The organism is Gilliamella sp. HK2 (assembly GCF_001690265.1).
GTDB lineage: Bacteria > Pseudomonadota > Gammaproteobacteria > Enterobacterales > Orbaceae > Gilliamella > Gilliamella apicola_C.
Genome location: NZ_LZGV01000002.1, coordinates 1 through 13,185, shown reverse-complemented (window position 1 = coordinate 13,185; position 13,185 = coordinate 1). Strand labels below are relative to the sequence as shown.

Sequence of the window (13,185 nt, the reverse complement as noted above, 5' to 3'; positions counted from 1 at the left end):
CTAAGCTTTTAGCTAACGCCGACAGAGCCACACAACCACCATATAAAGATATCATTGATATTTTATTCATGCTCCATTGTTGGGGAAATATACCTCAATCTGCCTTATTAAATGCAAAGATGATTTATGGTAATAGCATTATAAATGGGTTAAAGATAGCGGCTAATGATATAGAAAAAAATAAAGAAAAATATTCAATAAATTGTATTAATTTAGGTATATCTGAACAAAATACAAATATCATACTAAATGAAAGCTTGAATAAGCTTTTATCCTATTTAGAAAACCAAAAGTAATACCCCCTATTTTATGTATAAAAACACAGTGCTATAATGTACCTAACTGTATATTACTGTACCTTATCTTTATTTTTTGAGATAATGTTAATTAATAATTATAGATAATTTTGTTTTTTAAGTTTATTAACTTATTAATTTAATTTTTAATTTAAAAAAAAATTTTAGATAATTAAACAATAACATTTGAGATAATTAAAGATTTAATTTAATAAGGTTGCCACAAAAATTTAATTATTCTAATTTAAGCTTCATCGCTCAGCATATCCCTAACAGTCAATTTCAAAATCAATTTCAAGCAATAAATAGAACAATATTCACTAAGCCTAATTCTTGGTAATTATTTTAATATTTAAACCAACTCCATGTACAAAAATTTACAATATATAGTGACACTATCAAAATTTACTACTATATGTAGTAAATTAAAATACCCAACCGATTAAAAAACAAGCAAACGAATCAATGAGTGAAAAATATTTTTTAAGAGCATTTTTTCACTGGCTAATTCTTTACAAAATTAAGGTGATTATACAAATCCGATCATAAACTGAATTACTTGAAATTTAATTTATTTAAAAATCATAATGTTAAAAATGACGTTTATTAAAAGTCAGATCGCAAATCAAATAGCAGCATTTTTGCGGCGTTGCTAAAGTTAGGTAATACTTAACAACCAAAATTGTATTTAAAGGGCTTAGGGCGCTTATTTTGCACCTTATTTTTGATATTTACTATTTACTGTGCTTTATTTTTCAAAATACTTTGATAAAATACTAATCAAATTGATTACTTGGTCATTTGTACGGGTAGTTAATTGAAAACTATTAATGAGGAGTATCTAAGTTAGTAGTTTTAAGGGGATATGGCTTCTAAGTTTGCCGACCGCGAACCAACTCCCCTTGAGCAAAGAAATTAAACATGATAGAAATGTAACAAACTGCTTAATAACTTCAGTTATATATTGTCTTATCTACCAAAAGTAGTCAATGCCAATATCAACCAACTGTTCACTTATTAATCAACTTCTGTTGCTCCCTTTCACCCTCTATCATTGTTTAATTCTTTTTAATTAGTAACTTAAAAAGAGATTTTTTTATGAATGAAATTTTAAACAATAAAGATAGCCTTATCCCATTAAAAGATTTTATTGCCTTAATTGGTTATAAAAGCACATCCTCATATTATCAAATGCTCAAGAACGACAAAACCGCACCTAAACCAATAAAATTATTTGGTCGAAAAGTTTTTTTATCTAGTCAAGAAGTTAATAACTGGATCGAATCAAAAAAAGCGGCAAGGGGGTAATTTATGCAAATTGGGAACCCTCTATATCGTGAAATCATCGAGGGCTTAGATTGGAATTTAGATGCTTCCAGTCATAGCCAATCTAATTATAAAAAGCTACCTAAAAAGCCGAGAGCTTACCTATTAATTGCGTGTACTGGTGACAATGGTATTACCGAAAATGAGATATTACGCACCTGTAGGCTTTCTAGCGGTAGAAATTACTGTTCAGAACTAGAAAGAAAGTTAGGCATCACATTAAAGCGCATGGATGAACCTAATACCGACGGAATAGGCTCACACTATCGCTATTACCTAGCCAATAAGGAAGATGCTCAAAAGGTGGTTAATCTGATTCTTAGTTATGAAAATAGCTTATTAACTGAATCAGATATCAGCCAAATTTTAGCACTTTACCCAAGCAAAGCAGCTTAATTAATTGATTTTATAGCAAAGCTCATTTTTGAGCCGACGGCATCCCTTTGCCTAAATTTAGCTAAATGGGAAATAAACAGACAGATTAGGAATAAAACAATGACAGATTTTAATAATTTAGTGCCAGTAACAGAAACGCAATTCAACGGCAAATTACAGCAAACAGTTAGCGCAAAACAATTACATCGTTTTCTTGGTGTTGGTCGAGACTTTTCTAATTGGATAAAAGGAAGAATTGAGCAATACGGCTTTACTTTAAATGATGATTTTTTCATCTTTGATTCCCCCATTTTGGTGAATCAAAGTGCAAATAATGAGCAGTACTTCCCCAATGGGGGGATATCCCTCCCTAATGAATTAACGCCAAATTTGGCGAAAAATACCCGACGCGGTAGACCAGAAAAAGATTACATTCTCACAATCGGAACCGCTAAAGAATTGGCGATGATTGAAAACAACGAGAAAGGACGAGCAATAAGAAAGTACTTTATACGTTGTGAAGAACACCTTAAAGAAATCGCTCCAGCAATCCAGAAGAAAGCGCTTAATCGATTAAAAGCACGTTTAAAAGTCGCAGATTATAGCCGTCCTATGTGTGACGCTTTAACAGAGCAACGTAAAGCACTGGGAAAAAGCGCAAATAACACCGTATTTACTAATGAATTCGATATGATTAACCGCATCGTATTAGGTACTACATCAAGCAAATACAAGAAAGCCAATAATCTTACTGGTAATATTCGTGACCACCTAAACGAATTTGAATTAAACCATATCGCATACCTTGAGAACGCAAATATAACATTAATCCATATTGGTTACGACTATCATCAGAGAAAAGCCGAGCTAATAAAGTTATCTCATGCTTATTTGATCCGTCATATGGCACAGGTGGCTTAATTATGATGACTACATGCTCATTTAACATCCTCGCTACCCAATCCCTAAATAAGCGCTTAAATTGCTATTTTGACGGGATTAACGCCATCCAAAAGGTGAAATCATTCTTCTTGGTTGGCAATGAAGATTTAATTGATATCAATACGGGCATGCGCACATGCATAAAAACTCATTGCATGGGGTGTTTTTTTAAAAGTAGGTTTCTTGAGTCCATAAAGAGGAAAAAAGGAAAACAAATACCACCAATCAGTGGTATTAATTTAAAAGATTATTCTTTATTTGACTTAGCCAATTTTTCGCGACAAGTAGCAATAACCCAAGCGGAAAAGTTAGTATTTTCTTTCTTGGATTGTTCATCTATTTGTTCTATTAAATCATGGGGGAAGCGGATATCTTTACGTTTTGATTTACTTGTTTCGTTTGCCATATTAATTATTCATAAATTATTAATGCGGACAATATACACGAAAATAAAGAGTAAAAATAGTGTTGACATGTGCGGACAAAATAAAATATATTGTACGGACATTTTTGGAGTTAACGTATTAATAAAAGCAATAGCCCAAAGAGTTTGCGCCTCAATGAGCTATCTAACCACAAACATTAAACGGAGTAATGCTATGGCTAATAGTAATGATACCCTACGCCCTAAAAATGGGCAACCTGACCTATCTAATTTAATTTCTGTCTTAAATCTCTATCAAGCAGATGTTCCAACACATCATTTATTACAAGCTGAGAATCATTTTGAAGAGCTACAGCAATCTATTCTATATGGAATCGGTGCGGTTGGTAACCTGATGTTTTGGGCTAGTGAAAATGAGAGTTATTCCGAAAAGAACTTTAAAAGCGATATGCGAGATATTGGCTATTTACTAGCACAGTTAAGGGATGTTGCTTGTTTCGCTTCAAATCAAATTAACCTACTTGATGCCACACAAAACCATAAGGGAGGTAAATAGCATGTTGAAAATGAATTATAAAGAAAAATTCAATCATGAATCTAAACTTTTTAAATTCTACGACCTCACTACGGCCAAAGTATTTGAGGCATTAGCGCCTACAGAACAACAAGCACGCAAAAGCCTAGGCAAACCCTCTCTTATCTTTATTGCCAGAATTCGCTTATATCCAGTTATTGAACAAGCTAGAAGCTTTGGAGGTTATCAGTATGGGCAATAATAACGCTCAAATAATAAATAACATCGAAGCAAAACTTATTCAAGTTCGGAGCGTGGCTAAAATCGCCTTAGACAACACTAATCACAAGTGCGCAGGATATGACGAGCCTTTTATCGAACAAGCCGACATGAGTAATTTACTGTGGGTTATCGTTGATTTAGTAGAGCAAGCTTTTGATGAGTTACAAGAGTATGGGTTAATGGAGGATAAAAACAATGGCTAATATCTCACTGGACGCAATAAATACTATCAATACAAAATTAGGACAAGCTAACGCTATCACCACGCTTTTAATGGCTGATTGTGATTCAAACGCGCCAATTAACGAAGAATTACGCTCCTATGCCCTTGATGCTGTATCAGACTTAATTAACGATTCTAAAAAGCTGTTTAGAAGCGAAACCGAGCGCAAGGAGGCAAAGAATGAAAGAGTTTGATTTTGTCCATAACGATGACAGCACTATTACCGCATTAAGGCTCAAAAATAACCGATATATAGCGCTGATTTCTTTTGGCAAAGCTGAAATTCCTAACTTACTTGCCGATGTCACTAAGCGGCTTCCACCCGAAGTTAGGCGATACATGACACAAATTAAGGGGGATAAATCATGAATAATCAGCAAGAAGTAACAGCAATTCATCATAGTATCGTTGATTCTACCATGGCGATAATAGCAGGTTTATTTTTAATTGAGCAGATTAATAAAAACGGCGCCAAGGTGTTTATTCATGACGGTATCAAAATTGATATTGATAAAGATTTAATTGTGTTAGGGCTAAAAATGAATCTTAAAGATAGTTTAATTGAAGACTTTGGCGAAAGTGATGGCTTAAATCGCACCTATGGACTACTAAAAGAGATGTACAGCGAAAGCAATGATAAACCTATGGCACTAACACAATTAGGGCAAGAAATGCTTGCATCGTTATTTATTGATTTAGCCGAAGATATTAAAGCTGAATCTAGCTCGACAATTCATTAAGGGGATGTGATGAAAATCAATGAAATTACAACCCAAGCTATAGGTAAATGGGATTATATCTTTCAATCATTAGGTATTGAAGTGGGTAATGGCAAGCATTGCCCTTGCCCTGTCTGTGGCGGTAAGGATAGATTTAGATTTGATAACCAAAATGGTAGAGGTACTTACATCTGTAACCAGTGCGGTAGTGGTGACGGCTTAGAGCTTATCAAAAACTATTGCCAATGTGATGCTAAAGAAGCATCGAGTAGAGTAGTGGAGTGTTTAAATCTGCCTAATCAGAATAACAAAATACGGGAAAATCTCGTATTTAGGAAAATAGATTCCGAACAATTGCATAACGATAACATACCAGATAATCCCGTATGTAAAAAGGTCGAGTATTTGCTATCTAAAGCAACATTAGGGCAATCGGAATACCTGACCAAGAAAGGATTAACCTTTGACTTACCCTTGTTAGATAACGGGCGTATTTTTGTGCCTATGCTAAATCTTCATAATGAATACACAGGAGGTCAATTTATTGAAGTAGATGGTCGTAAGCACTTAATGAAAGGTTCCAATAAAAAAGGGGCATTCACCTTGGTCAGCTCAAAAATGAGCACACCTGCCGAGGTGTACGCAAATTTGCTCACACATAATGAAATTATTATCTGCGAGGGATTAGCGACTGGAATATCAATAGCAGAATTCCGCCATCAATCTATGGTTATATCAGCAATGGACGCCGGCAATCTTATTCATGTGGCCAAGTCTATTCGTGAACTAAATCCGACCGCTAAAATCATTATTGCAGGTGATAACGATATTGGTCATGATAAAAATACAGGTAAAGAAAAAGCAATAGAAGCAGCTCAAGCGGTAAATGGCTATTACTCCGTTCCTGATACAGATTATAAATGTGATTGGGATGATTATAGGCAACAATTTGGGCTTGATAAAATGTCAGTTTCATTTAATCAAATGTTGGCTCATGCTGATGATAGCGTAACCAATTTACCTAAACCGACTAATCAAAAAGATTTATCAGGCATGAATCTATCACAAATGGCATCAAGCCAGCGTGCCGAGCTACTCAATCAATATTATGACAATAACCTTGCAATTAATCTTACTACAGATGAAATCTATTACTATCAAGATAACGCTTGGCAACCCATCAGCGATAAACTGTTAATGCGAACACTAGCCGATTTATTCACTCAATCAGGCGAACCATTTAACCCTATGCGAATCAGCTCAGCGGTTGAATCGCTCAGGTTATCCCTGCCGATAATGGGAACACCTCAGAAAGATTTAATCTGCTTTAAAAATGGCGTATATGAGCTAAAAAGCCAAACCTTTAGACCGCACAATAAGCAAGACTGGCTATTGGTCAGTAATGATATTGATTACTACCCTGCCAAAGAAAATGAATCTTTTGATACTCACGCGCCAAATTTCGCTAAATGGCTAAAAAGAGCATCAGGCAATCAAGATAAGGCTAAAAATATCTTAGCTGCGCTATATATGATATTGGCTAATCGTCATGACTGGCAATTATTCTTAGAGATTACAGGCGCAGGCGGTAGCGGTAAAAGTGTTTTTGCTGAAATAGCAACGATGTTAGCTGGTAAAAACAATACCGTAATAGGCACTATGGACGCATTAGAAAAGGCAAGAGACAGGGCTTTAATCGTGGGTTACTCATTAGTCATCTTACCCGACCAACCGCGTTATATGGGCAGTGGCGCAGGATTAAAAGCAATTACTGGCGGTGATGAAGTCGCAATAGACCCAAAACACAAGCAACCCTACTCCTGTAAAATCCCTGCGGTAGTTTTGGTTATCAATAACGAGGCAATGAGATTTAACGAACGAAATGGTGGTATATCGCGACGTAGAGTTATCTTTCACTTTGGTGAGGTGATACCAGAAAAAGAAAGAGACTTAGACTTGGTCAGCAAAATAGAGCAAGAGCTACCCTCAATTGTGAGATTGCTATTAAATGAGTTTACCAGTCCAACAGAAGCTAAAGAAAGGCTACACCAGCAACAACAATCAGATGAAGCGACGGCGATTAAACGTGAATCTGACCATTTAGTGGATTTTTGTAGTTATCTTGATGCGCTTGATTACCCCAATGGTATGTTTATTGGCAATATGGGAATAATGCCCTTTAACCCCCGAAAATATTTATACCATGCTTATATTGAATACATTCGCAATACAGGTTTAAACAATCCGCTATCACTAACGCAATTTGGCACATCACTTAATTATGCAATGAAAGAAAATGGTAAAGACTACATGCGTAAAAGAGCAAATAAAGGGATGAGAACCAACGTAGAGCTTAATATCAATACGAGTCAAGACTGGCTACCTAAAGCCGAAGAACCAAAACTTAAAGGAGTATAAAAAGAAAATGAAATCATTGAAAGCACTTGCTGACGCTATAGCGGAAACTTATGTTAATGAAATGATAGCTAAACAAGGTAATGCCGTATTTACCTTTGTTAACGATGGTGACACTTACACAGGAACTATCACAAAAGAACAATTATCATCGGGGTTAGTTGAACTGGCGCTATTTTGTACAGAAAACGGTAGAAAATCTGACCCATTCCATTTTATCGAAGATATGATTAATTTTTATAGTAAACCTTGGCATATAACTGACTGGGGGAATCGAGCGATAAAAATATATACCGAACAATCATTACTACAAACCCCAACGCGCGTTTATCATTAGGAGATTATTATATGGCGACATACTTTCCACGCGACGAGTATTTTACTATTACTTGCAACGTAGAGCTAAAAGAGTTACTAGAAGCAACCGAAAAAGCTAAAAAAGAACTCAAGGAATTAAGTGATAGTGGATCGAAAGCATCAAAAGGTATAGATAAACTAGAATCCTCAGCAAAAAGTGCGGGTGGGGCACTTGGTAAACTTACTACTATTGCCAAAGCCGTATCTGCTGCGTTAGTTTCTAGCCAAATTATTTCATACGCACAAAGCTGGAACGAGCTAGAAGACCGAATTCAAAACACGGGTGCTACAGCCTCACAAACTAAAGATATTCTAGACCAGCTTTTGGCCATTTCTGACCGAAACGGTCGTACAATTGAAGAGTCATCAGAGTTTTACATCCGCTTATCTAATTCAATGAAAGAATTAGGTTACAACACCCAAGGCACGCTATCTTACATTGATACGCTATCCAACCTGATGACAATCAATAAAACCAACTCATTAAGTGCAGAATCCGCTATCAATGCTCTTACCAAGGCGCAGATGAAAGGTAAACTAGCTGGTGTTGAAGCTATGGCGGTGTTTAACGCAATGCCGAGCATATTAAAAACGCTAGGTAAACAGCTAAATAAAACCGAAGCCGAAGTTCGGAAAATGGCGTCTGATGGCAAGTTATCTATGTCCGACTTTACCGATGCGATGATTGCCGCGCAGGACGAAACGGCAGCATTAGCTGACAATATGCGAAATACGGTAAATGACGGCATTAATCGTGTTACGAATAACCTAAAAAAATATTTCGGCGAACTCAATAATTCAACTGGCGCAACCAAGGTTTTAGTTGATTCGCTAATTCTAATGTCCCAGCATGTCGATATCTTGATGACAGGGGTTGGTGCGCTTGCTGCTATTTATGCAGGTAAATATATCACATCGTTAGCTAGTGCGACAAAGCAAAGTGTTGAACAAACCATCGCGAATATTCGACAAGCTCAAGCTGAAAAAGCAGCAGCACAAGCGGCACTACAGCAAGCGCAAGCAGAATTGGCAAACGCAAGAGCTGCTCAGCAATCGTTAGCCGCACAATTAAAATTAGCGCAAACAGAGACAACTAGAAACGCTATTAGAAAGCAGTTAAAAGCTAGCACTGAAGCATTGACCGCTGCTACAGCTAAACATACAGCAGCGCAAGCACGGCTAAACGCAGCAATAAAGACAACTTCTTTAGCTGCCAATGGGTTACGTTCTGCAATGGCACTATTAGGTGGTCCTGCTGGAGCAGCTATGCTAGCGGCTATGTCTTTGTATTATTTCTATGAAAAAGCCAACCGAGCGAAAGAAGGAGCGATGGGTTTAGCAGGAAAAGTGAAGGAACTTTCTGAGCAGCTTAACCATTTTACAGATGAAAGATTGGTTGTTATCAAAGATGAGGCGGTTAAAGATATAAAAAACGCACAAGAACAGCTAAAGCTATTGCGCTTTGAAATGAAATCAACACAAGAAATTTTAGACGGGAAGGTTCCATTTATAACTGAACGTCGAACAAACGAAGCTATCGCAACTAGAAACAAGCAGCGTGCGCAAGAAAGAGATATTCTCGACGGAATACTTGCGGCTCAAAAACAAATAGCAGAAGTCGAAGAGATACTAGCATCCCGTATAGGGCCAAAGCTTGTAAATAACGGTAAAGAATTGGCAAAAGTCTGGGATGACGCATCAAAATCAGAGATTGATAAAAAAGTAGCAAGTTTATCCAAAGAGCTAGAAATTGCTAAGTTGAAAGCCAAAGAAAATAGCGAGGCGGCGTTTGTTTTAGATGGGCTTTACTCGACTTTGGGCGATAGAGCCGATGAGTATAAAGAAGATTTAGTGGCTTTAGCTTTGGGTCAAGCTAACTTTACTAAGTTAACAAATGACCAAGTCGCAGCTTTGCAGCCATTGATAGCGCAGTTAAAGGCGCTATCAGTTGAAAACAATAAAATTAAAAGTAGCAACAAAAAAAGCACAACAAAATCATACGCAGAGGAAATTAAAGAACTTAGTGACAAGCTAGAAGTGGCTAAGCTTGAAGCGCAAGGTCTTACTGTTGAAGCTGAATTACTTGCAATTACTCAAAAAATGGGCGGCAAAGTTACAGCAGAACAAACGGAAAAGCTTAAAGAGCTGATTGAAACATCTCAAGCGTATAAAAATCTGGGTTCGCTGAAAAGCCCGATTGAAGTCGAGGAAGACTCATTTAAGCAATCTAAAAAATTATTAGATACTTTGCTAAACGATGGAGCTATAAAAACTCAAGAGGAATATAACTCGAAGCTCGAGGAGCTAGAAAGGCAACATCAAATCAACATGGCTAAAATCAAGTCAGATGCTGCTGTATCTAATATTGACGACGCTATCGCTCAAGTTGACCCAGTCCAAGCTTTGGCTAATGAAAATGCTAGAAAACTCGCTTTAATTCAAGAGTTCGAGAATCAAAAATGGCTGACAGAAGAAAACGCGATCGCGCTACGAGAAGCTGCTAATCATCAGTATGAACAGAACCGCATCAATGCTCAATGGGAGATATGGCGAAATCAGAATGATGCTAACGAGTTTTTGGCGTCATCACTTGAGGGATTAGCAAGCAGTGCGACAAGCACAATATCAGGGCTTATGTCTGGCACGATGACAGCAACACAGGCGATGCAAAATTTTGCTAACGTTATACTGAATGAAGCGATTGGCTCGCTTGTGCAAATGGGTATGCAATACGTTAAAAACGCAATTGTAGCTAAAACGACATCAGCATCAACGACGGCGGCTCAAATTTTGGAGGCTGGCACTTTAGCTGCGGCATACCAACCTGCGGCAATGTATGCATCTATTGCTACGCAAGGCGCAGCAGCAACTACAGGCGCAACATCGTACGCAACAGCCATTGGTTCGATGAAAGCGCTTGGTATAGCCGGAGCTAGAAAAAATGGCGGACCTGTTGATGCTGGTTCAATGTACCGTGTTGGTGAGGGCGGTAAGCCAGAAATATTAGTTGCTGGCGGTAAACAGTACTTAATACCGGGCGAAAACGGGCGAGTACTGAGTAATCGTCAAATTACTAACGGTAAAGGTGGTTCAAGCGTAAATCTTACTATCAACATGCCAATAAATATCGGTGACAGCGGCGGAATGTCAGAGCAAGACGGGCAACAGCTAGCTAAAAATATCGAGCAAGCTATCCGTGCGCAGATTATGAAAGAACAAAGACCAGGCGGACTACTAAATCGGCGTTGATTTACTAGCTGAAATTTCATACCATTAATTCAAATTTTAAAAGGGTTGATGGTATGAAAAAACTTGTTATTATCGGTTTAGTTAGTCTTGCTTTATTCGGTTGCGGAGAAGATAAGATTACAAAAGAGTTCCTTGTAGGTGATTGGCGGTGCAAAGATAATCAGTATCAAAGACACAATGTCGGAGCTAATGAAGACTTGGGTGATCCTGTGTCATCAATTGAGGACACTACAACATTCAGAATAATTAATAATGAACTTTATCAAATAAGCAAAAAGACAGAAAATACCCTTATTGATTTAAGTAAAATTGACTCAACTGAAGATGAAGTATCTGATACCTATAAAACTCATATTGTGAATACCATAAAGGCAATTGATAAAGATACATTTAAAACAGTACTAATAACAGAAATAAAGGATATTAACAATGACACAAATATCATTAATTTTAGAACAAAACTAGAAACAGTTTGCACAAGAATAAAATAACCTACATTAACCACTGGTGACTAAGAATGGCAATAAAAGTAAAAGGTGTTAGAGGATGTATAAAAGGTTTAGATAACACCGTAAACAACATAATCAAAAATAAAGCGGTTAAAGCCATGCATGCGTCAATCATTATAGGAGCTAATCAAGCGGCGCTTTATACCCCAATTGACACATCTAACTTAGTTAATTCGCAGTATAGAGAAGTAGTCGTAAATGGTACCCGTATAACTGGGCGAGTTGGCTATACCGCCGCTTATGCCGCATATGTCGCTGATCCAAACCATCCAATGAAGTTTAAGCGTTCTACTGCTAAAAAGGATTTTTTAAATAAAGGATTTGAAGATGTTGAAGACCAAATAGTAAACATCTTTAAAAAAGAGCTATTCAGTTAAATTGTAGTGTGTACTTGCACAAAGATTTACTACAAAGATCCTAACTAGTGGCTCAAATTGAGCTACTAAAATATAAAATAGAGACCGCCCTAATTGGCGGTTTTTTATTGAGTGAACACACTAAAGTGTACACTTGTGAATAGTAAACCATTAAGTGTTCACCGCTCAAACCCTTTTAGAATAAGGCTTAAAATAAGTAGTGAACACCGTGTATACTTTTTTATAAAATTTTATTTTTATGGGGGGGAGGTATAAAAATCTAAACCATAATTAATGGACACCAATCGCCTAGGTAAATTTTTGCACGGGCAAAATTCTAAAACCGATTTTTTTACCCTTACAATTTGGCACGGTAAAATTATCTAATGTAGGGGGTCACTTTTTATTTTAGGTATACGTTTAGGTATACGATTCAATTTTTAAAAGTTAATCTTTCAATATTTTCAGTGTATTTACCTATATGATTCTGTTTCCCTTGGCCCACCAAATCAACTCTTTTGTTAATTGTAAAGCAAAAATAACCACCTTATTGATAGACGGTAAATCAAGTCAATTCCAATAACAATCCAAAAATAAAAATTTTAATAAAATCAATGGCTTTTCTGAACGTTTTTTGAGTGATATTTTCAACCTTAAGCCTTAAAAGTTTAATTAACTTAATTACACTTTTATATATAATAACGTGATGTTAAAACTTAATTCTTACTAAAGAATTGATGAATAAAGTATATCATTAAGCAGCCATTACTCGACAAGATAAATAAAACAGTAAAATTATTTATTGATGAATTTAGTAAACTACCCCCCCAAATGTATTAGTTGAAGGAATTGATCGTACACCTGCAAATGATCGCTTATCAGCTGAACAGGCTATGTAACTACCCCCTAAAATAGTACAGCAAAAAATAGAAAATTCTCTATGATAAAAGTAAAAGAGGATTCAATTATGAAAAAAATGACTGAACATCAAATTGTAGCTATTTTAACAGAAGCAGAAGCAGGTATTCCTGTCAAGGAACTCTGTCGTAAATATGGCATGGGTAATTCAACTTTTTATAAATGGCGGGAAAAATATGGCGGTATGGAAACTTCAGACATCAAACGTCTAAAAGAACTCGAAGCGGAAAACCGCAAGCTTAAGCAGATGTTTGCCGAACTGAGCTTAAAATCCCAGCTTCAGGAAGAAATCATAAAAAAGCTTTAGTGCCCACAAAGG

Annotated in this window: 15 protein-coding genes and 2 pseudogenes; 16 read left to right on the top strand and 1 reads right to left on the bottom strand. The window is 36.5% G+C overall.

Going from position 1 to position 13,185, the window contains the following annotated elements:
* The 4 genes and pseudogenes from A9G45_RS14225 to A9G45_RS00070 all read left to right on the top strand — a co-directional run.
* A pseudogene (locus A9G45_RS14225) lies at nucleotides 1–296 on the top strand (nucleotidyl transferase AbiEii/AbiGii toxin family protein); the annotation flags it as partial.
* A gap of 1,098 nt (nucleotides 297–1,394) precedes the next feature.
* Complete coding sequence (locus A9G45_RS00080) at nucleotides 1,395–1,604, top strand: helix-turn-helix transcriptional regulator (protein WP_065566085.1); 210 nt, start codon at nucleotides 1,395–1,397, stop codon at nucleotides 1,602–1,604.
* 3 nt (nucleotides 1,605–1,607) lie between these two features.
* Nucleotides 1,608–2,018 carry a hypothetical protein gene (locus tag A9G45_RS00075; protein WP_065566084.1) on the top strand — a complete coding sequence of 137 codons (411 nt, stop codon included), beginning with the start codon at nucleotides 1,608–1,610 and terminating at the stop codon, nucleotides 2,016–2,018.
* Between the two features lie 99 nt (nucleotides 2,019–2,117).
* Entirely contained in the window at nucleotides 2,118–2,918 is an 801-nt protein-coding gene (locus A9G45_RS00070) for an antA/AntB antirepressor family protein (protein WP_065566083.1), read from the top strand.
* A gap of 268 nt (nucleotides 2,919–3,186) precedes the next feature.
* On the opposite strand, the gene A9G45_RS13960 is transcribed toward A9G45_RS00070, so the two are convergent.
* The gene (locus A9G45_RS13960; RefSeq protein ID WP_141673546.1) at nucleotides 3,187–3,345 is read right to left on the bottom strand and encodes a YlcI/YnfO family protein; all 159 of its coding nucleotides are present in this window, start codon (nucleotides 3,343–3,345) and stop codon (nucleotides 3,187–3,189) included.
* 193 nt (nucleotides 3,346–3,538) lie between these two features.
* Here A9G45_RS13960 and A9G45_RS13615 point away from each other — a divergent pair, with 193 nt between their 5' ends.
* From A9G45_RS13615 to A9G45_RS00010, 12 genes and pseudogenes are all read left to right on the top strand, one after another.
* Entirely contained in the window at nucleotides 3,539–3,880 is a 342-nt protein-coding gene (locus tag A9G45_RS13615; RefSeq protein ID WP_081297756.1) for a hypothetical protein, read from the top strand.
* Between the two features lies 1 nt (nucleotide 3,881).
* Complete coding sequence (locus tag A9G45_RS00060; protein WP_065566081.1) at nucleotides 3,882–4,100, top strand: host cell division inhibitor Icd-like protein; 219 nt, start codon at nucleotides 3,882–3,884, stop codon at nucleotides 4,098–4,100.
* Nucleotides 4,090–4,323 (top strand): hypothetical protein, encoded by a 234-nt coding sequence (locus A9G45_RS00055; protein ID WP_065566080.1) that lies wholly within the window; start codon nucleotides 4,090–4,092, stop codon nucleotides 4,321–4,323. The genes A9G45_RS00060 and A9G45_RS00055 overlap by 11 nt, the downstream gene beginning before the upstream one ends.
* Complete coding sequence (locus A9G45_RS00050; RefSeq protein WP_065566079.1) at nucleotides 4,316–4,537, top strand: hypothetical protein; 222 nt, start codon at nucleotides 4,316–4,318, stop codon at nucleotides 4,535–4,537. The genes A9G45_RS00055 and A9G45_RS00050 overlap by 8 nt, the downstream gene beginning before the upstream one ends.
* Nucleotides 4,524–4,712 carry a hypothetical protein gene (locus A9G45_RS00045; protein ID WP_065566078.1) on the top strand — a complete coding sequence of 63 codons (189 nt, stop codon included), beginning with the start codon at nucleotides 4,524–4,526 and terminating at the stop codon, nucleotides 4,710–4,712. Before A9G45_RS00050 ends, A9G45_RS00045 begins: the two co-directional genes overlap by 14 nt.
* The gene (locus A9G45_RS00040; protein WP_065566077.1) at nucleotides 4,709–5,083 is read left to right on the top strand and encodes a hypothetical protein; all 375 of its coding nucleotides are present in this window, start codon (nucleotides 4,709–4,711) and stop codon (nucleotides 5,081–5,083) included. Before A9G45_RS00045 ends, A9G45_RS00040 begins: the two co-directional genes overlap by 4 nt.
* A gap of 9 nt (nucleotides 5,084–5,092) precedes the next feature.
* Nucleotides 5,093–7,480, top strand: a complete 2,388-nt coding sequence (locus tag A9G45_RS00035; RefSeq protein WP_065566076.1) for a primase-helicase zinc-binding domain-containing protein — start codon at nucleotides 5,093–5,095, stop codon at nucleotides 7,478–7,480.
* Nucleotides 7,481–7,487: 7 nt separating this feature from the next.
* A complete protein-coding gene (locus A9G45_RS00030; RefSeq protein ID WP_065566075.1) occupies nucleotides 7,488–7,814 on the top strand; it encodes a hypothetical protein in 327 nt (108 codons plus the stop codon).
* A gap of 11 nt (nucleotides 7,815–7,825) precedes the next feature.
* Entirely contained in the window at nucleotides 7,826–11,083 is a 3,258-nt protein-coding gene (locus A9G45_RS00025) for a tape measure protein (protein ID WP_065566074.1), read from the top strand.
* 53 nt (nucleotides 11,084–11,136) lie between these two features.
* Entirely contained in the window at nucleotides 11,137–11,574 is a 438-nt protein-coding gene (locus tag A9G45_RS00020; RefSeq protein WP_065566073.1) for a hypothetical protein, read from the top strand.
* Between the two features lie 26 nt (nucleotides 11,575–11,600).
* Complete coding sequence (locus A9G45_RS00015; RefSeq protein WP_065566072.1) at nucleotides 11,601–11,969, top strand: hypothetical protein; 369 nt, start codon at nucleotides 11,601–11,603, stop codon at nucleotides 11,967–11,969.
* Between the two features lie 946 nt (nucleotides 11,970–12,915).
* A pseudogene (locus A9G45_RS00010) lies at nucleotides 12,916–13,167 on the top strand (transposase); the annotation flags it as partial.
* Nucleotides 13,168–13,185: the final 18 nt, after the last annotated feature.